This window comes from Pseudomonas sp. SG-MS2 (genome assembly GCF_009933855.1).
Taxonomy (GTDB): Bacteria; Pseudomonadota; Gammaproteobacteria; order Pseudomonadales; family Pseudomonadaceae; genus Aquipseudomonas; species Aquipseudomonas putida_E.
The window spans coordinates 1-25,084 of the sequence record NZ_MOMO01000012.1 but is presented as its reverse complement, the minus strand read 5'-3'; the positions used below and the strand labels follow the sequence as shown (position 1 = coordinate 25,084).

The 25,084-nt window shown below is 61.7% G+C and carries 22 protein-coding genes; 11 read left to right on the top strand and 11 right to left on the bottom strand.

Annotated elements, in window-relative coordinates; translation table 11 throughout:
• Window positions 1-33 precede the first annotated feature (33 nt).
• Complete coding sequence (locus BLX42_RS00960) at window positions 34-1,581, bottom strand: AmpG family muropeptide MFS transporter (protein ID WP_039603670.1); 1,548 nt, start codon at window positions 1,579-1,581, stop codon at window positions 34-36.
• A gap of 43 nt (window positions 1,582-1,624) precedes the next feature.
• Window positions 1,625-1,978, bottom strand: a complete 354-nt coding sequence (locus tag BLX42_RS00955) for an MGMT family protein (protein WP_080952075.1) — start codon at window positions 1,976-1,978, stop codon at window positions 1,625-1,627.
• A gap of 152 nt (window positions 1,979-2,130) precedes the next feature.
• Between BLX42_RS00955 and BLX42_RS00950 the strand changes: the two genes are divergently transcribed.
• From BLX42_RS00950 to BLX42_RS00905, 10 genes are all read left to right on the top strand, one after another.
• The gene (locus tag BLX42_RS00950) at window positions 2,131-3,141 is read left to right on the top strand and encodes a DUF481 domain-containing protein (RefSeq protein ID WP_046784869.1); all 1,011 of its coding nucleotides are present in this window, start codon (window positions 2,131-2,133) and stop codon (window positions 3,139-3,141) included.
• Between the two features lie 134 nt (window positions 3,142-3,275).
• Window positions 3,276-4,007 (top strand): HugZ family protein, encoded by a 732-nt coding sequence (locus BLX42_RS00945; RefSeq protein ID WP_119688324.1) that lies wholly within the window; start codon window positions 3,276-3,278, stop codon window positions 4,005-4,007.
• A 66-nt stretch (window positions 4,008-4,073) separates the two neighbouring features.
• Window positions 4,074-4,535, top strand: a complete 462-nt coding sequence (locus tag BLX42_RS00940) for an FxsA family protein (protein WP_161870957.1) — start codon at window positions 4,074-4,076, stop codon at window positions 4,533-4,535.
• A 241-nt stretch (window positions 4,536-4,776) separates the two neighbouring features.
• Complete coding sequence (locus BLX42_RS00935; RefSeq protein ID WP_009395550.1) at window positions 4,777-5,070, top strand: co-chaperone GroES; 294 nt, start codon at window positions 4,777-4,779, stop codon at window positions 5,068-5,070.
• Window positions 5,071-5,118: 48 nt separating this feature from the next.
• Window positions 5,119-6,759 carry a chaperonin GroEL gene (groL, locus tag BLX42_RS00930; protein WP_046784872.1) on the top strand — a complete coding sequence of 547 codons (1,641 nt, stop codon included), beginning with the start codon at window positions 5,119-5,121 and terminating at the stop codon, window positions 6,757-6,759.
• Window positions 6,760-6,924: 165 nt separating this feature from the next.
• A complete protein-coding gene (gene colR, locus BLX42_RS00925) occupies window positions 6,925-7,608 on the top strand; it encodes a two-component system response regulator ColR (RefSeq protein WP_003255215.1) in 684 nt (227 codons plus the stop codon).
• On the top strand, window positions 7,598-8,908 hold the full coding sequence (locus BLX42_RS00920; protein WP_046784873.1) for a HAMP domain-containing sensor histidine kinase: 1,311 nt from the start codon (window positions 7,598-7,600) through the stop codon (window positions 8,906-8,908). Before colR ends, BLX42_RS00920 begins: the two co-directional genes overlap by 11 nt.
• 107 nt (window positions 8,909-9,015) lie before the next feature.
• A complete protein-coding gene (locus tag BLX42_RS00915) occupies window positions 9,016-9,696 on the top strand; it encodes a class I SAM-dependent methyltransferase (RefSeq protein ID WP_115273653.1) in 681 nt (226 codons plus the stop codon).
• Between the two features lie 6 nt (window positions 9,697-9,702).
• Window positions 9,703-10,404, top strand: a complete 702-nt coding sequence (locus BLX42_RS00910) for a lipopolysaccharide kinase InaA family protein (RefSeq protein ID WP_046784875.1) — start codon at window positions 9,703-9,705, stop codon at window positions 10,402-10,404.
• The gene (locus BLX42_RS00905) at window positions 10,401-10,628 is read left to right on the top strand and encodes a hypothetical protein (RefSeq protein WP_046784876.1); all 228 of its coding nucleotides are present in this window, start codon (window positions 10,401-10,403) and stop codon (window positions 10,626-10,628) included. Before BLX42_RS00910 ends, BLX42_RS00905 begins: the two co-directional genes overlap by 4 nt.
• Window positions 10,629-10,689: 61 nt before the next feature.
• On the opposite strand, the gene BLX42_RS00900 is transcribed toward BLX42_RS00905, so the two are convergent.
• The 9 genes from BLX42_RS00900 to BLX42_RS00860 form a co-directional block, all read right to left on the bottom strand.
• Window positions 10,690-13,734, bottom strand: a complete 3,045-nt coding sequence (locus tag BLX42_RS00900) for a multidrug efflux RND transporter permease subunit (RefSeq protein WP_161870956.1) — start codon at window positions 13,732-13,734, stop codon at window positions 10,690-10,692.
• A 13-nt stretch (window positions 13,735-13,747) separates the two neighbouring features.
• Complete coding sequence (locus BLX42_RS00895; protein ID WP_161870955.1) at window positions 13,748-14,896, bottom strand: efflux RND transporter periplasmic adaptor subunit; 1,149 nt, start codon at window positions 14,894-14,896, stop codon at window positions 13,748-13,750.
• A gap of 143 nt (window positions 14,897-15,039) precedes the next feature.
• Complete coding sequence (locus BLX42_RS00890; RefSeq protein WP_046784879.1) at window positions 15,040-16,137, bottom strand: DUF1513 domain-containing protein; 1,098 nt, start codon at window positions 16,135-16,137, stop codon at window positions 15,040-15,042.
• A 2-nt stretch (window positions 16,138-16,139) separates the two neighbouring features.
• Complete coding sequence (locus BLX42_RS00885) at window positions 16,140-17,204, bottom strand: imelysin family protein (RefSeq protein ID WP_046784880.1); 1,065 nt, start codon at window positions 17,202-17,204, stop codon at window positions 16,140-16,142.
• 18 nt (window positions 17,205-17,222) lie between these two features.
• Window positions 17,223-18,650 carry a di-heme oxidoredictase family protein gene (locus tag BLX42_RS00880; protein ID WP_161870954.1) on the bottom strand — a complete coding sequence of 476 codons (1,428 nt, stop codon included), beginning with the start codon at window positions 18,648-18,650 and terminating at the stop codon, window positions 17,223-17,225.
• A gap of 260 nt (window positions 18,651-18,910) precedes the next feature.
• On the bottom strand, window positions 18,911-20,248 hold the full coding sequence (locus BLX42_RS00875; protein ID WP_046784882.1) for an imelysin family protein: 1,338 nt from the start codon (window positions 20,246-20,248) through the stop codon (window positions 18,911-18,913).
• A 146-nt stretch (window positions 20,249-20,394) separates the two neighbouring features.
• Window positions 20,395-22,446, bottom strand: coding sequence for a bifunctional diguanylate cyclase/phosphodiesterase (locus BLX42_RS00870; protein ID WP_125923892.1), 2,052 nt, complete (start codon window positions 22,444-22,446; stop codon window positions 20,395-20,397).
• 270 nt (window positions 22,447-22,716) lie between these two features.
• The gene (locus BLX42_RS00865) at window positions 22,717-23,313 is read right to left on the bottom strand and encodes a superoxide dismutase (RefSeq protein ID WP_012312902.1); all 597 of its coding nucleotides are present in this window, start codon (window positions 23,311-23,313) and stop codon (window positions 22,717-22,719) included.
• Between the two features lie 218 nt (window positions 23,314-23,531).
• Entirely contained in the window at window positions 23,532-24,131 is a 600-nt protein-coding gene (locus BLX42_RS00860; protein ID WP_046784884.1) for a LysE/ArgO family amino acid transporter, read from the bottom strand.
• Window positions 24,132-24,221: 90 nt separating this feature from the next.
• Between BLX42_RS00860 and BLX42_RS00855 the strand changes: the two genes are divergently transcribed.
• Window positions 24,222-25,084: LysR family transcriptional regulator ArgP (locus tag BLX42_RS00855; RefSeq protein WP_161870953.1), on the top strand; the 863-nt coding region annotated here is incomplete at its 3' end.

Genomic DNA, 25,084 nt, shown 5'->3' with positions numbered 1-25,084 from the left:
TGCGATGGGGCGGGTACAGGCCGCGAGTCTCCCTCAGGGCTGCTCGGTTGCCGAGTTCTCCACCGGTGCCTGTTTCCCGCGGCCCGCTTCCTGTCGCCATTGCAAGGCGATCAGGATCAAGGTCGGTACACCCAGCAGGGCGGTGATCAGGAAGAAGTCGTGATAACCGAACTTCTCGACAATCACCCCCGAATAGCCGCCGATCAGGCGTGGCAACAGCAGCATGATCGAGCTGAGCAGGGCATATTGTGTGGCCGAGAACTTCAGGTTGGTCAGGCTCGACAGGTAGGCGACGAATGCCGATGTCGCCAGGCCCGAGCTGAAGTTGTCCAGCGAAATGGTGACCACCAGCATCTGAAGATTTGGCCCCATGTCGGCCAGCATCAGGAACAGGATGTTGGTACCCGCCGAGGCCGCACCGCCGATGAACAGGATCGGCAGTATGCCGAAGCGCACGATCAGCAGCCCACCTGCACCTGCGCCCACCAAGGTCATGATCAGGCCGAAGATCTTGCTGACGCTGGCAATCTGGTCCTTGGTGAAGCCCATGTCGATGTAGAACACGTTCGCCATGACGCCCATCACCGTGTCCGACATCCGATAGGTGGCGATCAGGCCCAGCAGCAGCAGGGCCTGCCAGCGATAGCGGGTGATGAAGTCGTTGACTGGCGTCAGCACTGGCGCCAGGCCGCGACGGCCCATGCTCGACAGGCACGCCCAACTCAGCAGCACATAAAGGATAAGACGCAAGAAGGCGCGGTCTTCGAGCAGCAGGTCCAGTGGTGTGGCATCGCCGAAGATGACGCTGGCCCAGTCGGTGTTAAACAGCTGGGTGAAGCTAGCCGGTACCGACACCAGCAGGATGATCAGCACAAACACCGAGGCCAACTGGTGAATAAGCCCATAGCGCGCTGCCGACAACTGGGTGCGCAATGGTACGGGAGGTTCGCGCATCACCAGCGTGGTGAACAGCGCAGGCAGCATCATCACGCCGAACAGTACGTAAGTGCCGGCCCAGGCTTTGTGCAGGTAGCTGAAACCGGTGGAACCGAACCATTCGGCAAAGAACAGGGCGCCAGCAGTGGCGAGCAGCGCAGCGATCCGGTAACCGGCCATGTAGCTTGCGGCCAGGGCGGCCTGGCGTTGATCGTCGGCAATCTCCAGGCGATAGGCATCGACAGCGATGTCCTGGGTGGCAGACGCGAACGCGACCAGCACGGCCAAAGCGATCAGCCACGACAGATGTTGCTGAGGGTCACACAGGCTCATGCCCACCAGGCCGATCACCACCAGTGCCTGTGACAGCAACAGCCACGAGCGCCGGCGACCCAGCCCACCCAGCAGCGGCAACCGCCATTGATCGAGTAGCGGCGACCATACCCATTTGAAGGCATAGGCCAGGCCGATCAGGCTGGCATAGCCAATGGTTTCGCGCGCCACGCCAGCTTCGCGCAGCCACACCGACAGGGTCGAAAACACCAGCATGTAGGGCAGACCGGCAGCAAAGCCGAGCAGCAGAAGCACCAGGGTTGACGGGCTGGCATAGGCAGCGAGCGCAGCGCGCCAGGTTTTACGGGGCATGGGCCAACATCTGCCTCAAGTTTGCGAAAACAAAACGCGCACTCTAACCGCTGTGCTCCATTGGGCGCCAGCCATGGCGCATCATATCCACACGATTATTGGCTACATTCACGCCCTCCGCACGCAGCCGCGCCCTTTGTTCATCTCCCGAGGGAGTCCCCAGCGCCAGGCTCAGACGACCGCCGGCACCCAGTACACGGTGCCACGGCAGACGGGTGTCCGCAGGAAGCTGGCCGAGGGTCTTTCCAACCCAACGCGCCGCTCGGCCAAGGCCCGCCAATTCGGCGAGCTGGCCGTAGCTGACCACCTTGCCTGCTGGCACCTGGCCCAGCACTGAATAAAGCGCCGTTCGTCGGGCCTCGGGCGTCTGCAGCGCGTACTCATGTGCCTCAGACATCCCGGCAGCCCTGGCCTGAAGTGAAACCGGACCAGTGGTCACGGCAAATGCGTATTGAACTCAACGCCATAGTGGGGGGTCTTTCCTTGCTCTGGTCGTCCGCATCCGGATAATGCCCGGCTCATTCGTCTAATCGAACCTGTATTTCGCTTATGCATTCTAGATCCTTGCTGTGCCTGTTGACCGCTTCCCTGTGCGCTGCTCCTGCGTTCGCCGACACCGTGTGGATGAAGAACGGTGACCGCTTGAGCGGCAAGATTCGGGTCTTCGATGGTGGCAAGCTGCTGCTGGAAACCCCATACGGTGGTTCTATCTCGCTGGACTGGAAGCAGGTCCAGACCCTGGAGAGCGACCAGGAGCTGCTGGTCAAGCAGGACGCCTACAACGGCGAGCGGGCCAAGTCGTTGAAGGCCGCCGAGCCTGGCAAGGTGACCCTGGCCAACGGTGAGACGCCCAAGACTGTAGAGCTTGCCAGCATCGAGCAGATCATGAAGCCCAAGCCTGTGGTCGAGGACCTAGTCTGGAAAGGCAATATCGATGCCGCGCTGGACTACCAGCGTGCCGAGAACGATACCGACGACTATGACATCGGTTTCAAGACCACGGCCCGTCATGGCCGTTGGCGGCACAACGCCGAAGGCGAGTACAACCGCGAGACCAAGGACGACGTCACCACGACCAACAACTGGAGCGCAGAGTATGCGCTCGATCGCTTCATCACAGAGAAATGGTTCTGGCAGGGGCGTCTTGAGTACAAGCGGGATCACATCGAGGATCTGGCGCGTCAGCGCACCGTGGGTACCGGCCCCGGTTACCAGTTCTGGGATGACGAACTGGGTGCGTTCTCGCTTGGTTCACTGATCAACCGCACCGACTTCGAGTATCAGAATGGCGGCAAGGACAACTTCTATTCGGCAGCGGTGAAGTGGGACTACACCCGTTACCTGATCGGCAAGAATGTCCAGCTGTTCACCAACGGTGAGTTCGCCAAGCCGCTGGGGGGCGTTGCCGACTATTCGCTGGATGCCGAGGTGGGGCTGCGCTACAAAGTGACCGAATGGGCCTCGCTCAATCTCAAGGCAGAAAAAGACATCATCACCGGCACGCGTGAGAGTGATCTGGACAAGACGCGCTATACCGCAGGCTTTGGCGTGACCTGGTAGGGGTCAGCTTCAAGCTGCAAGCTGAAAGCGAGTGGCATGGCGCCTCGCTCCTGCTTTTTCTTGCAGCTTGCAGCTTGAAGCTTGAAGCTTACAGGTAGCTTGCAACCCAATAGCCACCTGTCGAGGAGTCAGACGTGAGTCAGAAGGCCATCCGCCCCGCCCGGGAATTGCTGCTCAAGGAGTACCGCGGTGTACTCTCGACCCATTCCAAGTCCATGCCTGGCTTCCCTTTCGGTTCTGTGGTGCCTTACTGCCTGGATGCCGAGGGCAACCCGCTGATCCTCATCAGCCGCATCGCCCAGCACACCCACAACCTGCAGAAAGACCCCAAGTGCTCCTTGCTGGTGGGGGAGCGGGAAGCCGAGGACGTGCAGGCCGTTGGCCGCCTGACGATCATGGCCGAGGCGCACAAGCTGGTCGATGAGGCTGCCGTCGACGCCGCTGCCGAGCGCTATTACCGTTACTTCCCCGATGCCGCCAACTATCACAAGGCGCACGATTTCGACTTCTGGGTGCTGCAGCCGGTGCGCCATCGTTACATAGGTGGCTTCGGGGCGATCCACTGGCTCGATCAGGTGACGTTGGCCAACCCCTTCGCCGGCAAGGCGGAGGCCAGCATGATCGAGCACATGAACAGCGATCATGCCAACGCCATCGCCCACTACGTCGAATTGAGCGACCTGCCGCGTAGCGCGCCAGCGCAGATGGTCGGCATCGACAGCGAAGGCATGCACCTGCGCATAGGCCAAGGTATCCATTGGCTGGCTTTCCCAAGCAATTGCAATACGCCGACACAAGTTCGCGAGGCCTTGGTTTTACTGGCGCGCGCCGACCAATGGCCGGCCGCGACAGAAGTCGAAGCTTGAAAAACCGAGCGCACGCATCCATCTGATGGTCTTAAAGGAAGATAGTCTTCCGTCGAGGAATCCTTGATGCGTGTTTTTCTACTGCTGTTTCTGCTTTTCCCTGTGCTGGAGTTGTTCGTCTTCGTCAAGGTCAGCTCAGCCATCGGTTTCTTCCCGGCGCTGCTGTTGGTCATCGCAGGTTCCGCCTTGGGTGTGCTGGTGATGCGTGTGGCCGGCCTGGCCACCGCCTTGCGTGCCCGTGAAAGCCTGCAGCGTGGCGAACTGCCCGCCGAGGACATGTTCCAGGGCCTGATGCTGGCGGTGGGCGGTGGCCTCCTGCTGCTTCCGGGCTTCATCAGTGACGTGCTGGGCCTGCTCTGCCTGTTGCCCTTCACCCGCCATCTGGCCGCTCGCAAGATGCGTCAGCGTGCCGAGGCCCAGGCCATGCGCCAGCGCGCGTTCCAGGACGACCCCTCTCAGGCACAGCCGCGCGACAGCGGCCATCGGCCCAATGTGATCGAAGGCGAATACGAACGTCGCGACAAGTAGACATCCCCGGGGCCGCTTTGCGGCCCCAAGCTTTTCTGCTCGTTGAAAAATTTTCTGCAGCAAGCCTTGTAATTGATCATGCCGGCCTCATGTATGTGGTCACCGCAAGGTTTCTGGTGGCAACGCCAGACAATACACAGGTGGTTCGCCCGTCGCGGGCCACCCCCGGCAACGCCGGACCGCATCAACCCGCCGGTGTCGACACCGGCCGATGAAAACCACAAATTGGGAGAGATCGACAATGAAGCTTCGTCCTCTGCATGACCGCGTAGTCATCCGTCGCAGCGAAGAAGAATCGAAAACCGCTGGCGGTATCGTCCTGCCGGGTTCGGCCGCTGAAAAACCAAACCGTGGCGAAGTTGTCGCCGTCGGCACCGGTCGCATCCTGGACAACGGCGAAGTACGTGCGCTGGCCGTCAAAGTGGGTGACAAAGTGGTTTTCGGCCCTTACTCGGGCAGCAACACCGTGAAAGTCGATGGCGAAGACCTGCTGGTAATGAGCGAGAACGAAATCCTCGCCGTTGTCGAAGGCTGATTTCCCCGACTTCCCGTTACTCCAAAGAATTTCAAGGATTAAACGATCATGGCTGCTAAAGACGTAAAATTCGGCGATTCCGCCCGTAAAAAAATGCTGGTTGGCGTCAACGTTCTGGCTGACGCGGTAAAAGCGACCCTGGGCCCGAAAGGCCGCAACGTGGTCCTGGCCAAGAGCTTCGGCGCGCCGACCATCACCAAGGACGGCGTTTCCGTCGCCAAAGAAATCGAACTCAAAGACGCCTTCGAAAACATGGGCGCCCAACTGGTCAAGGAAGTCGCTTCCAAGGCCAACGATGCTGCCGGTGACGGCACCACCACCGCGACCGTTCTGGCTCAGGCCATCGTCAACGAAGGCCTGAAGGCCGTCGCTGCCGGCATGAACCCGATGGACCTCAAGCGCGGCATCGACAAGGCCACCGCTGCCGTCGTCGCCGAGCTGAAAAACCTGTCCAAGCCATGCGCCGACTCCAAGGCCATCGCTCAGGTTGGCACCATCTCCGCCAACTCCGACAACTCCATCGGCGAAATCATCGCTGAAGCCATGGAAAAAGTCGGCAAAGAAGGCGTGATCACCGTTGAAGAAGGTTCGGGCCTGGAAAACGAACTGTCCGTCGTAGAAGGCATGCAGTTCGACCGCGGCTACCTGTCGCCGTACTTCGTCAACAAGCCGGACACCATGGTTGCCGAGCTGGAAGGCCCGCTGCTGCTGCTGGTCGACAAGAAAATCTCCAACATCCGTGAGCTGCTGCCAGTTCTGGAAGCCGTTGCCAAGGCCGGCCGCCCACTGCTGATCGTTGCTGAAGACGTCGAAGGCGAAGCCCTGGCTACCCTGGTCGTCAACAACATGCGCGGCATCGTCAAGGTTGCTGCAGTCAAGGCACCAGGTTTTGGCGACCGTCGCAAGGCCATGCTGCAGGACATCGCCGTCCTGACCGGCGGCCAGGTCATCTCCGAAGAAATCGGCCTGACCCTGGAAACCACCACCCTGGAGCACCTGGGTAACGCCAAGCGCGTCATCCTGTCCAAGGAAAACACCACCATCATCGACGGTGCTGGCGTGGACGCCGACATCGAAGCACGCGTCAAGCAGATCCGTGCCCAGATCGAAGAGACCTCTTCGGACTACGACCGTGAGAAGCTGCAAGAGCGCCTGGCCAAGCTGGCTGGCGGTGTTGCCGTGATCAAGGTCGGTGCTGGCACCGAAGTTGAAATGAAAGAGAAGAAAGCCCGCGTTGAAGACGCCCTGCACGCTACCCGTGCAGCCGTCGAAGAAGGCGTGGTGCCTGGCGGTGGTGTTGCTCTGGTTCGCGCCCTGGGCGCCATTGTCGACCTCAAAGGTGACAACGAAGACCAGAACGTCGGTATCGCCCTGCTGCGTCGCGCTGTTGAAGCGCCGCTGCGCCAGATCACTGCCAACGCCGGCGACGAGCCAAGCGTTGTGGCCGACAAGGTCAAGCAAGGTTCGGGCAACTACGGCTACAACGCCGCTACCGGCGAATACGGCGACATGATCGAGATGGGTATCCTTGACCCAGCCAAGGTCACCCGTTCGGCCCTGCAAGCAGCTGCTTCGATCGGCGGTCTGATGATCACCACCGAAGCCATGGTTGCCGACCTGCCGGAAGACAAGCCAGCTGGCGGCATGCCAGACATGGGCGGCATGGGCGGTATGGGCGGCATGATGTAAGCCAGCCTCACCCCCTGTAACAGGAAAAGCCCCGGTTCGTGAGAACCGGGGCTTTTTCGTTTGCGTCAACTTCGTTGAATTTCCACCAGCACTGGCACTGTCCGTGCGATGGCCTTAAGCTGCGCCTGCCGCGCACCATAGCGAAGCGCCGCACAGGAGAACCCGATGCGCATTCTTTTGGTTGAAGACAACCGCGATATCCTTGCCAACCTGGCTGATTATCTGGGCATGAAGGGCTATACCGTCGACTGCGCCCAGGACGGCCTGTCAGGTCTGCACCTGGCTGCCACCGAGCACTACGACCTGATCGTGCTCGATATCATGCTGCCTGGAATCGACGGTTACACCCTGTGCAAGCGCCTGCGCGAGGATGCCCGTCGCGATACGCCAGTGATCATGCTGACCGCCCGCGACCAACTCGACGACCGCCTGCAGGGCTTCCGCTCCGGCGCCGACGATTACCTGCTCAAACCGTTCGCCCTGTCCGAACTCGCTGCGCGCATCGAAGCCGTGCTGCGCCGCGCCCAGGGCGGCGGGCGACGTACCCTGCAGGTTGCCGACCTGAGTTACGACCTGGACACCCTCGAAGTCACTCGCCAGGGGCGCTTGCTCAAGCTCAACCCTGTCGGCCTCAAGCTGCTCGCGGTGCTGATGCAGAAAAGCCCCCACGTGTTGCGCCGCGAGGTACTGGAAGAGGCGCTGTGGGGTGATGATTGCCCCGACAGCGACAGCTTGCGCAGCCATGTACACCAGCTGCGCCAAGTAATCGACAAACCGTTCGAAAAGCCGTTGCTGCATACCGTCCATGGCGTCGGCTATCGCCTCGCCGAGGGTCGCGATGGAGTTTAAGCAAAGCCTGGCGCAGCGCATCATCATCGCGTTTGCGCTGATGAGCGCGCTGGTGGCTGGGGCGTTCGCCTTCGGTATCGTCGCCACTGTCCACCTGGTTGAAGAGCGCTTGATCTCCTCGGTGCTGGGCGGCGACCTGCAGCGCCTGTTGCGCATGGACAGCATCAGTGACTGGAGCCATCGGCCGCGCCCTGACCAGCTGTTCTACTTCAGCGGTGGGCGCGATGACTTCGAGCTGCCAAAAGATTTGCGCCACCTCGATGCAGGCTTTCATGAGGTATTTCGCGACCAGCTTTCCTACCACGCAATGGTGGAAATCGTAGACGGCCGACGTTACGTATTGCTGCAGGACCAAAGCGATTTCGAAGAGCGCGAGCGGGTACTGTTCGCCGTTGTCATGGTGGGCTTCGTGCTCAGCCTGGTACTGGCGGTGTTCCTCGGCTGGCTGCTGGCACGGCGAGTGATGGCACCGGTGATCCGCCTGGCGCGGCAAGTACGCCATCGTGATCAGCTTCTTGGCCTGGCACCGCCCTTGGCACCCGATTACGCAGCCGATGAAGTTGGCCAGCTAGCGGTGGCATTCGACGATACCCTTGGCCGTTTGCGCGATGCACTGACCCGCGAGCGTCTGTTCACCAGTGATGTCAGCCACGAATTGCGCACGCCGCTGATGGTGCTGGCCACCTCCTGCGAGCTGTTGATCGAAAACCCCAATCTGGATAGCCGCTCACGCAGCCAGGTCGAACGCATCGCCCGGGCCACCGAAGAAATGCGCGAGTTGGTCAAAACCTTCCTGATGCTCGCCCGTGCCCAGCGCGACCAAGGTGCCGTGGCCTCCCAGGCGACGCTGCGCGAGGTGGCCGACGATCTGATAGGCGTATGGCGCGACACCATCGAGCAGAAAGGGCTGACGCTGTACTTCGATGGCCGCGTCAGTGCAGGCCCGCTGCTGTACAACGCGACGTTCCTGCAATCGGTGATGGGTAACCTGTTGCGCAACGCTGCGCACTACACCGACAGTGGTTACATCCGCCTGAGTCTTGAAGCCAATGGGTTCAGCGTCGAGGACAGCGGGGTCGGCATTCCGGAGGAGCAGCGCGAGGCGATGTTCAAACCGTTCGTGCGTGGTGATGAGCGACGCGGCGAAGGTCTGGGGCTTGGTTTATCGCTGGTACAACGGATCTGTGACGACCAGGGTTGGCGCGTTACGCTGACTTCTACCGCCCCCCATGGTTGCCGCTTTCAGGTGGACTTGAGCCAAGGCGCTGAAAAGTCCGATCCGTTAAAGCTTTGCGAGTAAATTACTGGGCTATATTCCTTTAGGGATAACACTTTTTTCACATTGGCATGACCTGTTTCCTACGCAGTGTTACTTAAGGTACATGCAATGGAGCCAGGAGATGCCCAATGCGTAGCCCTATCAAACTCGAATTTTCCAAGAAGTACGACCAGCAACATGCTCGGGAGTACTTCCTGAAGCACCAGGATGGTCTGGCACGTCGCCTTTCCCACAAGCGCGATGAGCAATTGGCCCGTCGAGCCTTGGCGCTGGCCGGAGAACCGGGGTTGGTGCTGGATCTGCCTTGCGGCGCGGGCCGTTTCTGGCCACTGCTGGCAGAAAAACCCAACAGGGTAATCATTGGCGCCGACAATTCCGAGGCGATGATCGAGACTGCCTGTGCCGCACAACCGCCAGAGGTGGTAGCGCGGGTACGCCCTTTGCAAACGTCAGCGTTCGCCATCGACTTGCCGGACAACTCGGTCGACAGCATTTTTTGCATGCGCCTGTTTCACCACATCGGTGAGGCAGCCCACAGAAAAACGATTCTTTCGGAGTTTCAAAGGGTTAGCCGTGACAGCGTAATCCTGTCATTGTGGGTGGACGGAAACTTCAAGGCCTGGCGGCGTCAAAAGCTCGAGCAACGGCGCAGTGCCAAAGCCGAGCCGGGCAGTTACCAGAATCGTTTCGTGTTACCGGCAGAGACAGTCGAAGAAGAATTCAAGGCCGCCGGCTTCAGGATCCAGGAACGCCTCGATTTCCTGCCGTTCTATGCCATGTGGCGGGTCTATGTATTACGTAAGGGGTAGTGTTTGATGGCTGTAGCCCAGAGCGGGGAGTCACGCTTCGATTATTACTGGCGTCAGCAGGGCGAATGGGTCGAGGAACCCAACCAGCGCCGCGGTGGTGAAAGTGGCGTGCAACGCCTCAACGATGCCGATGGCAAGTTGCTGTATGCCAAGCGCCAGGTCGGGCACATCTACCGCAGCCTGTTGCACCCCTTCGGCAGGCCGACGGTGCTGCGTGAGCTCGACGCGCTGAACAGCTTCGAGCAACTGGGCGTGCGTGTCCCGCGCATCGTATTTTGTGGGGCCGAGCGCGATGCCGACCACCAATGGCGTGCGCTGCTGGTCAGCGAAGCGCTCGATGGTTTCATCGAACTCGATGCTTGGCATGCCCAAGGTGCGCGCGAGCACTACCCGCAAGTGGTACATGAACGCATGCTCAAGGAGTTGGCTGACAACCTGGCCCGCATGCACCTGGGCCACTGGCAGCATGGCTGCCTGTATGGCAAGCACGTATTCGTCAAAGTGATCGGCGAGGGCGAACAGGCCCGTGTTGAAGTGGCATTGCTCGATCTGGAGAAGTGCCGCCGCCGTATCAGCTGCCAGCGCGCGGCGGGCAATGACCTGCGTCAGTTGCGCCGCCATTCGTCGCTCAATGACGCGGAATGGCAATCGTTGCTCTACTTTTACCAGATGGCGTTTGGCAGCGCTGTCAAAGGGTTAGGGCAATGAAACTAGAAATCGCTCGAGCATTGTTTCTGATAGCGGGCCTGGCTGTGACCACCGTGGCGGTAGCGGCGTGGGAAGAGCCACGGCCCAGAGTGTTCAGCAAGGCTGAACAGGCAGAACAATGCGCGTTGCCCAGGGACGTGAAGCAGCAGGTCCAGGCCCAGCCGGACCAGGATTTGCTGTTGCTTCTGTTCGGGCTGCGGCAGGGCTTGCGGCCTGCAGGCTGACCTGGTTTGAGCACAAGAGGCCCCGCTATTGCGGGGCCTTTGCTTTCTGGAGTTGGCCCGCTCAGGCAACGACAGGTTCCGTCGCTGCTGTCTTGTGCGCCAGCAGGGTGTAAATGCACGGCAGCACAAACAAGGTAAACAACGTCCCGATCGACATCCCCGTCGCAATCACCGTACCGATGTCAAAGCGGCTCACTGCCCCGGCCCCGGTCGCCAGAATCAGCGGCACCATGCCAAATACCATTGCGGCGGTGGTCATCAGCACCGGGCGTAGACGAATGGCCGCAGCTTCCTCGATCGCCTCCCTTGCGCTCAGCCCTTTTTCCTCACGCAACTGGTTGGCGAACTCGACGATCAGGATACCGTGCTTGCTGATCAGCCCGATCAGCGTCACCAACCCGACCTGGGTATAGATGTTCATGCTGGAAACACCCAGGAATAGCGGCAACAGCGCCCCGCAGATCGACAGCGGTACCGTCACCAGAATCACCAGCGGGTCGCGGAAGCTTTCAAACTGTGCCGCCAGTACCAGGAAGATGATCGCCAACGCCAGGCCGAAGGTCACCCACAGCGCGCTGCCTTCCTGTATGTACTGCCGTGCCGCGCCGGCATAGTCGAAGGAGAACCCTTCCGGCGCTTGCTCGGCAGCGATATCCCGTACCGTCTGCAAGGCTTCGCCGATGCTGACCAAAGGCACGCCCTGGATGATTGCCGAGTTCAGTTGCTGGAACTGGTTGAGCTGGCGTGGACGCGCTCGGTCGCTAAGGGTGATCAGTGTGGACAGTGGCAGCAGTTGGCCCTGGTCGTTCTTGACGTAATAGCTGTTGAGCCAGCCGGCGTTGTCGCGGTAGGGCCGTTCGACCTGGGCGATGACTTTGTAGCTGCGGCCTTCGAGGGTGAAACGGTTGATTTCCCCCTCGCCCAGCAAGGTCGCCAAGGTGCCGCCAAGGACGTCCATGGATACACCCATCTGTGCAGCCTTGGCGCGGTCGATGTCGACTACCACTTCGGGCTTGTCGAACGCCAGGTCGATGTCGAGGAAGGCAAATTTGCCCGATGCCTGGGCGCGTTCCTTGACCCGTTGGGCAACCTCCAGCAGCGCCGGGTAATCACCTGCGGTATTGATGACGAACTGAAACGGCAAGCCTTCGCCGGTCCCCGGCAGTGACGGCAGGTTGAAGCCGAAGATCTGCAGGCCGCTGATGTTGTCGAGTTTGGCCTGTACCAGGGGCAGCAACTCCATTTGCGTGCGGTCGCGCTCGTTCCAGGGCTTGAGCAGGAAACCGCCGATGCCGCTCTGCACACCGTTGAATCCGTTGATCTGGAACGACGAGTAGTATTCGGGGAAGGCCTTGAACAGTGGGGTGAACTGGTCGGTGTAGGCATTGAGGTAGTCGAGGTTGGCTGGTTGTGGCGAGCTGCTGATCATGAAGATGACCCCCTGATCTTCGTTCGGTGCCAGCTCGTTCTGGGTGAACTTGAGCAGCACCGGGATCAGGCACAGGATGATCACGGCGAACACCAGCACCACCGAGCGGCTGTCCAGGGTGGTGTGCAGCAGGCGCTGGTAGCGGCCCTTGATCCGCTCGAACAGCACGTCAAGGCGATGGGCCAGGCCGCTGGCATTCTGCTCACGACGCAATAGCAGGGCACACATCATCGGCGACAGGGTCAGGGCGACGACGCCCGAGATGATCACCGCCCCTGCCAAGGTCAGGGCGAACTCCTTGAACAAGGCGCCGGTGAGCCCGGTCAGGAAGCCGATCGGTGCGTATACCGCGGCCAGGGTGATGGTCATCGACACCACTGGCATGGCGATTTCCCGCGCACCTTCCAGTGCCGCGTCCACCGGTGACTTGCCTTCCTCCATGTGCCGGTGGATGTTTTCCACCACGACGATGGCATCGTCCACCACCAGGCCGATGGCCAGCACCATTGCCAGCAGGGTCAGCAGGTTGAGCGAATAGCCCATCATCTGCATGAAGAACAGCACCCCGATCATCGACAGTGGGATGGTCACCACCGGGATCAGTACCGAGCGCAGCGCGCCGAGGAATAAAAACACCACCACGATGACGATCAGCACCGCTTCGCCAAGGGTCTTGACCACTTCGTCGATCGAGGCCTGGATGAACAGCGTGGCGTCATAGGCAATCGACCCCTTGAGCGCGGACGGCAACTGGCTTTGCAGCTCCGGCATGATGCGGCGTACTTCCTTGATCACCTCCAGCGGGTTGGCGGCCGGGGTGGCCTTGATGCCGATGTAGACCGAAGGCGTGCCATCGAACGAGCTGACCGTGTCGTAATTTTCCGCGCCCATCTCGACCCGTGCCACATCACCGAGCAATACACGGCTGTCGCCGGAGGTCTTGAGCGGCAATGCGGCAAAAGCCTCGGCCGACTTCAGTTCGGTGTTGGCATTGATGCTGGTGACCACGTATTCGCCCTTCACCTCACCAGCGGCGGCGAGAAAGTTGTAACGGCGTACGGCGCTGGTCACGTCAGTGGCGGCAAGGCCGAACGCTGCCAGTTTGACCGGGTCGATCCAGATGCGCATGGCGAACACCTGGTTGCCGAGGATCTCGGCCTCGGCCATGCCCGGCAAAGTTGCAAGTTTCGGCTGGATGACCCGTGACAGGTAGTCGGTGATCTGCGGGTTGCTCATTTCCTTGCTGTAAAAGCTGATGTACATCAGTGCCGAGGCATCTGCGGCTTCTTTGCTCAGTACCGGGTCTTCTGCGTCTTGCGGCAACTGGTTGCGCACTTCGTTGGCCTTGGCCAGCAACTCGGTGAACAGGCGGTCGCTGTCGGCACCGATGCGCGCATAGATGGAGATGATCGAGAAGTTCTGCCGGCTCACCGAGGTCATGTAGTCGATGCCTTCGGCGCTGGCCAGGCTCTGCTGCAGCGGTTGGGTGATGTAGCCCTGAATGGTTTCGGCATTGGCGCCGGGGTAGGCCGTAGTCACCGTGATCAGGGCGTTTTCCATCTGCGGGTACTGGCGGATCTGCAGCTTGTTCCAGGCCTGAAAACCCAGCAGCAGGATCAGCAGGCTGACCACGCTGGCCAGCACCGGGCGGCGGATGAACGGGTCGGTGAACGCCATGCCTGCCTCCTTATCAGTCCGCGCGTGGGGCGCCTTGGTCGGGTTCGAGCGCTGCGTCCTGGCCGATGCGGATCGCCGCGCCAGGGCTCAGCTTGAGCTGGCCGGCGGTGACCACCTGTTCGCCCGCTGCGAGCCCTTTGCTGACCACCACCACGCCGTCGCGCCGCTCGCCGGTCTGCACGCTGCGCTGTTCGGCGCTGAGCTGCGGCTGGCCACTGTCGTCCCGCTCGGGATTACCGTCCTTGTCTTTCTTCGGCGTGGCGACATACACGGAATTGCCATACAGCGTGTAGGTGATGGCGCTTTCGGGCACTACCACCTGTGGGCGCGGGTCAGGCAGCAGCACCAGCAGGTTGGCGAACATGCCCGGCAGCAGCTTGCCATCCGGGTTGGCCATTGTCGCGCGCACCAGCAGGTTGCGCGTGCTCTCTTCAACCTTGGGGTTGATGGCGCTGAGGCTGGCAGGGAAGGTCTGGCCAGGGTAGGCCGCCACCTGCACCTGTACCTGCTGGCCGAGGCTCAGCTCTGGCAGTGCTTGCTCCGGTACGTTGAAATCGACGTAAAGGCTGGAAAGGTCCTGCAGGGTAGCGATCACAGAGCCGGCCGCCAGGTAGTCACCCACATCCACCTGGCGGATGCCGATCGTGCCGCTGAACGGGGCACTGATGCTCTTCTTGGTTTTTGCGGCCTTGAGCTGGTCGACCACCGCCTGGTTGCGCCGGTATTGGGCAGTGAGGCGATCATATTCGCCGCGGGAGATGGCCGAATCACCCACCAGCTGGCTGCCGCGGCCGAAGTCCACTTTGGCCAACCCCAGGTCGGCCTGGGCAGTCCCCAGCAGGGCGGTTTCCTGATCGTCATTGAGCTTGAGCAGCAGTTGCCCGGCCTTTACCTTCTGACCGGAGTCGAAGTGCAGGGATTGAACGATGCCTTCCACCTCCAGGCTCAGCTCGACACCCTGCAGGGCCTTGAGGCTGCCGACGGCGGGCAGGCGCTGCTGCCACTCGCGCTGCTCGGCCATGGCCACCGCCACGGTGATGGGAGGCTTGGGGGCAGTGAACACCTGGATCTGCCGGTAGATCGAGAAGGCCTTGTAGCCCCCCAGGGCCAGCACGATCAGCAGAACGACGGCCAACATGATGAGCATGCGGCGGCGCAGCATAAGTCCGGTTCCTTGGATGCGAGGTTGTTATTGGTTTTGACACGACAACGGGCGGTCCTGCCCACGTGCGGATGGGGGAAGTATTGACTGTTTTTCGATTGAGGGGAAATGGATTGCGCCCCCGTAGGGGCGCGCAGGCCTGATCAGGCCAGGTGCAGGTGGTTGTCCCAGAAACCGGAAGGCAAATCCATCGGCTGGCCGATCAATTCCTGCTTGCGGCAATCATAGAACCGGCAACGCCCCTGCCCGGACGTCACGACAAAACCATCCTTCACCGCGCCAACCCCGGCACAGTCCGGCATCGGCGCATCCAGCCTGACTGCGCCACTGTCCAGGTCCCAGACGAACAGGCGGTTGGCCCGCGGCGCCGTCAGTGCCACCAGGCGCAGGTCGCTGTGGATGGCGACGCTGGCAGTGTACTGGGCCATGGCTTGCAGCTGGCGCTCTGGCACCGGGAAGGCCTTGAACGGCTCGCCTGGGCGCTTGATTGCCAGCAGCTCGGCGGTTTCATCGGCATCGCCCATGAACTGCTGGCAGGCGGCGATGGTGCCATCGCTGCCCACTGCCAGGTGGCGCACGCTGTTCATTTGCTGGGCCAGGGTTTCCTTGCTCAGCAACGTGCCGTCGCGCTGCATCAGTACCAGGCTCGGCTCCATGGCATTGAGGTTCATCTCGACCCGGCTTTCGGCCTCGGTGCGGATACCGCCATTGGCCACGACCAGAGTCTCGCCATCGGGCAGCCATGCCACTTCATGCGGGCCGATGCCGTGGGTGGGGATCTCGCCGGTGTGAACCAGGCGTTCACCCTCGAAGCGGTACACGCCCAGTACGCCACGCCCTGGATCGGTGGTGTCGTTCTCGGTGGCATACAGCCATTCGCCGCCTTTATGAATCACGGCGTGGCCGTAAAAGTGCCGGTCAGGCTGCGACGAGACGGTCTGCAACAAGCGCCCGTCGCGCAGGTCGATCAGGTAGCTTTCGGTACCGGGACGGCGTGCGACGAACAGGGCGATCGGCAGCTCTGGATGGTTGATGATGGCATGGCAACGCTGGGCCACCTGGGTGCTGAACACCCGGGTGCCGTCCAGGCGGAACCCGACGGCATAGTGCTTGCCGTCGCCATCGTCACGCGCCGACAGCAGCAAAGGATCGCTGCCTTTGTTGCGCATCAGGCTCCAGCCTCCCAAGGTCAGGGCGCTGAGCAGAACGCTACCGATTTTGAGTGCCTGGCGTCGCAGCATGATCAGTCACCGTCGTTGGCATTGAAGCCCAGCTGGATGTTCAACGCCTTGGCCAGTTCGCCTTCGTGCAGGCGGTGAACGACGTTGAGGCTGTCGTAGATCTGGTTGAGGCGCTGCATGCCATCTTCGTCAGCCAGCAACTCGCCCAAGGTCTTCTGGTTATCGGTCAGCAGTTTGACCGAGGTGGCGTAGGCGTCGTCGATCTTTTGCGCCAGGGCTTTCTGGTCGCTGCCCAGCAAGCCGCGCAGGCCTTGGTTGTCGACCCCGACCCAGACCGCCTGGGCGGCCTTGAGGCTGGCTTCCAGGCTTTTCAGCGAGGCGTGGCTGCGCCAGGCTTCGGCCTGCAGTGGCTGCGCAATGCCTTTGCTCTGGCGGCCCATCGGTGCGCCGAGCTTCTTCTTCAGGGTATCCAGCGCAGTCACCTGCGCACGCAGCAGGTCGGCGATCGCCTCGTGCGAGTCGGCATAGCGCTGGTTGGGGAACTTGGTCATCTGCGAGAGCATGCCGTCGGTGCTGTTCCAGCCTTTGAGGATCTCTTCAGCCAAGGCCTTCTGGTGCTCACCGATGGCGACCAGCAGCGGGCAGTAGCGGGCTTTCTGTTCGGCGGTGGCGACATCCGGCTTGCTGTCGAACAGGATGTATTCGTAGGCCGACAGGCCGCGCACCACGACGCTGGATTTACCCAGGGTCTGGGCGTCGATCGGCTTGTCGCCATTGACCAGTTGCTCGACCTGGCGACCGACCAGGTTCTTCTTGTCGGGCCAGAACTGCACCTGCCAGGCGCGGTTGCCCTCGGCCAGCGGGCCGACCAGCAGTGGCTGCAGCTCGGCCCAGGCTTTTTGCGCGTTGAGGAAATCGGCGCGAGCGCTGTCCAGGCTCTCTTTGCCTTCGCAGTAGGCCAAGGCACTGGCGGCCAGCTGGCGGTCGGCTTCGACCCAGCGGCTGTAGGTGGGCAGGATCACCTGCTTGGCGATGGCGGCGGAGGTCACGGCCTGCGGGTCTTGCGGTGAACAGGCACCGAGGGCGAGTGCGGCGAGGCTGGTGAACAACAGTTTGGGTCGGAACATGCCCGGCTCCTTGCGCTTTTAAAGTGAGTTCAGGAAAGCCAGCAGCGCAGCGCGCTGCTCGGCATTGAAAGTCAGAACATGGTCGCGCGCTGCCTGCGCTTCGCCGCCGTGCCAGAGCACGGCCTCGAGCAGGTTGCGGGCGCGGCCGTCATGCAGGTACTGGGTGTGGCCACTGACCGCTGGACTCAGGCCGATGCCCCACAGCGGCGGGGTTCGCCAGTCTTGGCCGTTGGCGGCAAATTCAGTGCGATCGTCGGCAAGGCCCGGGCCCATGTCGTGCAGCAGCAGGTCGCTGTAGGGGCGGATCACTTGCCCGGCCAGCTCTGGCTCGGGGGCGTCGGCGGCAGTGGTGAACTGCGGGGTGTGGCAACCCTGGCAGCCGGCCTGATAGAACAGGTTCTTGCCGGCCAGCACTTGCGGGGCGCCGACATCGCGCCGGGCTGGCACGCCCAGGTTGCGGGTGTAAAAGGTGACCAGGCGCAGGATGTTGTCGCTGACTTCCTTTTCGCCGTCGGTGCCGTCGCCATTGGGGGCTGCAAGGCAATCGCGCTGCGCTAGGGTGCAGTCGTCCCGGGGCTGCAGGCTGCTGGTCAAACCCATGTCACCGGCAAAGGCGTGCACGTTCTGCTGGTTGACGTTCGGTTGCCCGGCCTTCCAGCCGAAGCGACCGACCACGGTCTTGCTCTGGGCGTCGTCCCAAACCCGGTTGGCCCGGCCGCGAATACCGTCGCGGTTGCGATCATCGGGGTCTTCGTTGGCCAGAATCTGAGCTTCGGGGATGGCTTCGAGCAGACCCAGGCCGATCATGGGCGGTGCCACCCGTGCAGAGAAGCGGGTGTCAGGGTGCATCGGCCCATAGCCGAGCTGGGTGATTTGCAGGGTAGGGCGACGCAGTTCGACCTGATGGCCGTCGTTGAAGCTGACGGTCTGGTTGTCGTAAGTCACGCGCACCTTGCCTTCCGGGGCCACACCAGGGTTGGCCATGTCCTGCAATTGGGTGCCATAGACAGGCTCCGGGACCACGCCCAGGCGCTCGATTTCTTTTGCCAGGTAAGGCTGGTCGGGGATCGACAGGCGCACCAGCATCGACACCGCGTTGCTGTCGCCAGGCTCTGGCGGATGGCCACGGCCGTCGCGTACGTGGCAGTTCTGACAGGCGTTGGTGTTGAACAGTGGGCCAAGGCCATCGCGTGCAGTGGTGGTGGACGGGGCGATCACCCAGGGGTTGCGGAAGAAACTGTTGCCTACGGCAAAGTCCAGGCGGCGCTCGGGCGACAGGTTGGCCGAGGGCAGGGAAAAGGCATTGCGGTCGTTGCGCTGGACAGTCGCCTGGCCACCGGACAGCGCTTCGCCAGGCTCTGCCTGAGTGAAACGCGGGGCGTCGTCACAGGCGGCAAGGGCGAGGGCCAGCAGCGGAGGGGAGAGTCGGGACAGCGACAAGGACATGCAAAATCCTGGGCGTAGGCGAAAAACCGGCGTGCAAGCTTAGCAGGCTGAGAATGTTTGAATAAGAGGAATTTGCAATTGCTGGATGAAACTGCTGTCAGTTTTGGCCCTGTAGCAGGCAAGCCAGCCCTCACAGATACCGCGCAGAACTCAAGAACTGCGCGGCCCCGGTGGGAGCTGGCTTGCCGGCGACGGGCTGCGTAGCAGCCCTACTAACGCTAACTGACTGGCGTTAGCCTTTTTTGCCTGCCAATGCCGAATCAGAACTCGTGATCGGCAGTGTCCGGGTTCAGGTTGGCAATGCCCAGCTTGCCCGCAGCCTGCTCGATCGCACCGGTCTGCTTGACCAGGGAGGCAATGGCATCGCGTACGACCTGGTTGCCGGCAGCGTTGTCGGCTGCGATCAGTTGGTCGTAATGCTCGCCTTTGAGCGCGTGGTCGACAATGACCTGAAGCTTCGCCTCGGTCGCTTCCAGGTCGGCCTTGAGGGTAGCGTCGGCAGCCGGGTCGGCCTTGGCCACCAGCGACGACAGGCTTGGGCCGGTCAGCTTGGTACCGTCGGCGCGGGTGTACTCGCCCAGGTAGACGTTGCGGATGCCCTTGGCGTCGTAGAAGTGCGAGTAGTGGGTGTTGTCGCTGAAACAGTCCTGCTCGTCTTCCGGCGAATTGGCTTCCAGCGAGACCTTCATGCGCTCGCCAGCCAGTTCGCCCAGCGACAGGCTGCCCATGCCGAACAGCATCTTGCGCAGGCCGTCGGTGGCAGGCTCGGCTTCCAGCGTGGCGCGGTAGTTGTCGGCGACGTTCGGGGCCCAGTTGCCGACCATTTCTTCGAGGTCCTTGACCAGCAGCTCGGTGACCGACTTCAGGTAGGCGCGGCGACGCTCGTTGTGGCCGCCGGTGGCGCCTTTACCTTCGAGGTAGTCCGAAGCAGGGCGGTTGCCTGCGCCTGGGCCGGTACCGTTGAGGTCCTGGCCCCAGAGCAGGAATTCGATGGCGTGGTAACCAGTGGCGACGTTGGCTTCGGAGCCGCCCAGTTCGTTCAGGCTGGCCAGTTTCTCAGGGGTGATGTCCTTGACATCGACCTTCTCCTCACCGACCTGGATTTCGGTGTTGGCAATGATGTTCGAGCTGGCAGCCGGGTTGCCCAGCGCATGTTCGTAGCTCTTGTCGACGTAGTCGATCAGGCCTTCGTCAAGCGGCCAGGCGTTCACCTGGCCTTCCCAGTCGTCGATGATCGTGTTGCCGAAGCGGAAGGCTTCGCTCTGCAGGTACGGTACGCGCGCTGCAGCCCAGGCTTCTTTGGCAGCTTTGAGGGTGTCGTCGTTGGGGTTGGCGAGGAATGCATCGATGGCTGTTTGCAGGGACTTGGCCGTGCTCAGCGAGTCGCTGTAAACGGCGTAGACCATCTCGGTGTAATGCTTGACCACGGCCTTGCCGGCCGCTTCGTCGACAGCAGCCGGTGCTGCGGCGGCGGTGCTCGCGGCGGCAGGTGCCGCAGCTTGCGGGGCGGCGGCCTTCTCGTCCTTGCTTTCACCGCAACCGGCGAGAGCGATGGCGATGGCCAGCAGACTGGCGGAGGCCAGAGGCATACGAATCATTGTTGGTTTCCCTGCGTCGTGTGGTTGGACAGTGCGCCGTGGCACGTAAAACTACAACATCATGCGAAAGATTTGCATTTGCTGTAAAGGGGTGGGGCGCAATTATGTAAATGCCGGTTAAGGCCTGTAACCAACAGGGGCAGGGGTTATAACGCAGAAACCTGATTGCGCTGGGCCTGGCGCAGGAAGCTGGTCAGCTCGCGCGCTGACAGTGGCTTGCTGTAGTGATAGCCCTGACCTTCGTGGCAGCCTTGGGCGATGATGTAGGCTTCCTGCTCGGACGTCTCCACGCCCTCGGCGATCACCTGCATGCCCAGGCTTTTGCCCAACTGGATGATTGCCCGAACGATGGTTGCATCGTCATCGTCGTCCAGCAGGTCCTGGACGAAGCTCTTGTCGATCTTGATCTTGTCCAGTGGCAGCGACTTGAGGTAGCTGAGCGACGAGTAACCGGTGCCGAAGTCGTCGATGGCAATCATCGCACCGGAGCGGCGCAGGCTGAGCAGGTGCTGGGCGGCGGTGCTGATGTCTTCCATCAGGCCGGTCTCGGTCACTTCCAGTTCCAGGCTGCGCGGTGGCAGACGGTAAGCCTGCAGCAGATTGTTGACCACGCGCGGAAGTTCGTTGTGATGCAGTTGCACGGTGGACAGGTTGACTGCCATCCGCAGTTCGCTGAAGCCCAGATCATGCCATTCGCGCAGTTGCCTGCAGGCCTGGTCGAGTACCCACTCGCCGATGGTGATGATGTTGCCGTTCTGTTCGGCCAGCGGGATGAACTGGTCCGGCGGGACCATGCCAAGTTCAGGATGCTGCCAGCGCAGCAAGGCTTCGACGCCGACCACGCGGTGATCGCGGTAGCTGATCTGCGGCTGGTAGACAAGGAACAACTGGTTGCGCGACAGCGCCTCGCGCAGGTCCTTTTCCAATTCACGGCGTCGACGCATCTCGCTGTCGACGCTGGCGATGTAGAACTGGTAGCGGTTGCGCGAGCGGGCCTTGGCCAAGGTCATGGTCTGCTCGGCCTTTTGCAGCAGCTTCTCGGTGCTGTCGCCGTCTTCGGGGAACAGGGTGATGCCGATGGTGGCGCGCAGGCGAATCTGCTGGTGATCCAGGTCGAACGGTGCTTCCAGGTCATCGAGGATGCTCTGCGCCAGTTCTGCGGCCTCGTAGGGCTGTTCGATAGTGGCCTGCACCAGGGCGAACTGGTCGCCACCCAGGCGTGCCAGCGCCCCCAGGCGGCCACTGTGGGCGCGCAGGCGGTCCGCCAGGGCGAGCAGCAACTGGTCGCCGACCTGATAGCTGAACTGCTCGTTAATGCCTTTGAAGTCGTCCAGGCCCACGCACAGTACGGCGACGCGATGCTGCAGGCGGGCGCCGTCTATAAGGATCTTGTCGAGCTGTGCCTGTAGCTGCTGGCGGTTCGGCAGGCCGGTCAGGAAGTCGTATTGGGCCATGCGTTGCAGGCTGTTTTCGGCTTCGTGGCGCAGATGGGTATTGCGCTCGATCGAGGCCAGCAGCTGGTTGGCGGTGTTGACCCAGATGCCCAGTTCGTTTTTTTCATGGCCTTTGAGCAGCGGAATCTGGTGCTGGCTGGGGCGGTCAGGGTTGATCTGGGTGAGGTGCTCGATGATTTTCGACAGCGGTTTGGTCAGCAGCCAGTGGTAGACCAGGTACAGCACCAGGCCCATGGCCAGGGCGCGCAGCACGCCGGAAATGAAGATGATGATGGCGTTGAGCAGGAAGCCTTCACCGTAGGCGGCAGTGTCCAGGGTGATACTCAGGTCACCGTAGTACTCGCTGTAGGGGCCGCGGCCGACCAACTGAGTGGTGTAGGTGCGTTCCTGGCCAAGGAGCAGGTCGGTCAACCATCGTACTGGAGAGTCCTGCAGCGGGCGGGACTTTTCGGCGAGCATGGTTTCATTGGGGTGGCCGATGGAAGCCTGACGTACAGACTCGTCCTGGAACAGGCCTTCCATGACCTGCATGCCCATTTCCCGGTCAAGGCTGTAGACCGCCTGGGTCGAGGGGTCACGGAACATGTCGAGGATGCGCTGGGCGTCGCTGTCGACGGTATGGCGGGTCTTGTAGGTGTCATAGACGATCTGCGCGCAGCTAAGAACGACACCGACCGCCAGCGCCGAAAGGAGCACGACCCTGAGCAACTTGACCGATAAGCTGTTCCGCAATTCCAGCTTCAATGGGGGGTTCCTTAATCCATGCGCATGACATCATTTTGCCATTAACCTTGGCGATACACTATCGGCCGGTGGAGCTGCCCTGAGCAGTGTATCGGTTGCCTGACCCTGCAACTTGAGTGCGCTGTAGCGAACTTTCAGACGTTTGATGTTAGCGCGCTCTGCGGGGGGAGCAAGAGCCGCCGGGAAAACTGTTCGTTGGGAGCCTGTGATGCCGGCACCGGCCATAAAAAAACCCGGCGCATGGCCGGGTTTTCAGTTCAAGGCGCAAGATCAGGCCTTGAAGGTCTTGCCTTCGAACTGCTCGGCAACGAAGGCCCAGTTGACCAGGTTCCAGAATGCTTCTACGTACTTCGGGCGCAGGTTGCGGTAGTCGATGTAGTAAGCGTGTTCCCAGACGTCGCAGGTCAGCAGCGGGGTGTCGCCGCTGGTCAGCGGGCAGCCGGCACCGATGGTGCTGGCCAGGGCCAGGGAGCCGTCGGCTTTCTTGACCAGCCAGCCCCAGCCGGAACCGAAGGTGCCAACCGAAGTCTTGGTGAACTCTTCCTTGAACTTGTCGAAGGAACCGAATGCGGCGTTGATGGCTTCAGCCAGCGCACCGGTAGGCTGGCCACCACCGTTTGGCGACAGGCAGTTCCAGTAGAAGGTGTGGTTCCAGACTTGAGCGGCGTTGTTGAAGATGCCGCCCGAAGAGCTCTTGACGATCTCTTCCAGGGTCTTGCCTTCGAATTCGGTGCCTGGGACCAGGTTGTTCAGGTTCACGACGTAGGTGTTGTGGTGCTTGTCGTGGTGATACTCCAGGGTTTCCTTGGAGATGTGCGGCTGCAGGGCATCGTGGGCGTACGGCAGCGGCGGCAATTCAAAAGCCATGGTGGATCTCCTGATTCAGGTCTAGTTCGCGGTTTGCGCAAGGCCGATCACGGGCGGCCCTATGTGCGTCGGCGAGTTTGTACTCTTTGCGACGCAAGGGCTGGATCATAGCACCAGCCCCGCCGCATAACCACGCAACAAAGATAGGGAATAGAGGTTCCAGAGCGGTTGCCTGCCGCCGACGGGTGGCGCTCCGTTGCAAGCTTGCAGCTTGCAGCTCAAGCAAAGATCAGCTGCGCCGCCACGGCGAACATCATCACGGCCACCATCAGGTCGAGCATCCGCCAGGTGGCCGGGCGGGCCAGCCAGGGCGCCAGCCATGCAGCACCGATCGCCAAAGTCGAGAACCATAGCAGCGAAGCGCTGGCGGCCCCTGCCACATAGGCGCCCGGCACGGTCTGCTGTGCGCCCAGCGAGCCGATCAGCAACACGGTGTCCAGGTACACATGCGGGTTCAGGAGGGTAACGGCCAGTGCACTGAGCAGCACCGCACGCCGCGAGCGCATGCCTTGGCCTTGCTGATGCTGCAGGCTCTGTTTGGAGCATGCACTGCGCAGGGCCTTGGCGCCGTACCAGAGCAGAAACACCGCGCCACCCCAGCGTGCAATCGCCAGCAGCGTCGGATTATGCGCCAGCACCGTGGCCAGGCCGAATACACCGGCGGCTACCAGCAGGGCGTCGCAGACGATGCACAGTGCTGCCACCGGCAGGTGATGTTCACGGCGCAGGCTCTGCGCCAGGACGAAGGCGTTCTGTGCGCCAATGGCCATGATCAGGCCGAAGGCCACCAGCATGCCGTTCAGATAGCTTTGCCACATGGCAGATACTCCAGAGAAGATGCTGGCTATTGTGCGGATCCCCCCTGTATAAGAAAAACAAATAGTGCTGATCCGTCATTAGGAAAATCGATGTTCGACTACAAGCTGCTTGCCGCGCTCGCGGCGGTGATCGAGCAAGGTGGTTTCGAACGTGCAGCGCAGGTGCTGGGGCTGTCGCAATCGGCTATCTCACAGCGCATCAAGCTGCTCGAGGCGCGGGTTGGTCAGCCGGTGCTGGTGCGCGCCGCGCCACCGAGCCCGACCGAGGTCGGGCGACAGTTGCTCAACCATGTGCAGCAGGTGCGGCTGCTCGAACGTGACCTGCAGCGTCAGGTACCGGCACTCGATGAAGAGGGCATGCCAGAGCGTCTGCGCATTGCGCTCAACGCTGATAGCCTGGCGACCTGGTGGGCAGCTGCGGTGGGTTCGTTCTGCGCCGAGCAGCAGGTACTCACCGACCTTGTGGTGGAAGACCAGGAGGTCGGCCTGAAGCGCATGCGTGCCGGGGAGGTGGCGGCCTGCCTGTGCGGCAGTGAGCGGCCGGTGGCCGGCGCCCGCAGCATGCCGCTGGGTGCCATGCGCTACCGGGCGCTGGCCAGCCCGGCATTCATGGCGCGCTATTTCCCAATGGGTTTCGAGGCCCGGCGCCTGGCCCGCACGCCGGCGATCGTGTACGGCCCGGACGATTTTCTGCAGCACCGATACCTCGCTTCTCTCGGTATCGAAGATGGCTTCCTGCACCACCTTTGCCCGTCGTCCGAAGGCTTCCTGCGCATGACCGAAGCCGGCCTGGGCTGGGGCCTGGTGCCTGAGTTGCAGGCCCGTGAGCAGTTGAGTAGTGGGCGACTGGTGGAAATTTGTGCCGATACCCCCATCGATGTGCCGCTGTACTGGCATCATTGGCGTAACGGCGGGCAACTGCTCGCGCAACTGACCGAACACCTGCGGCACAC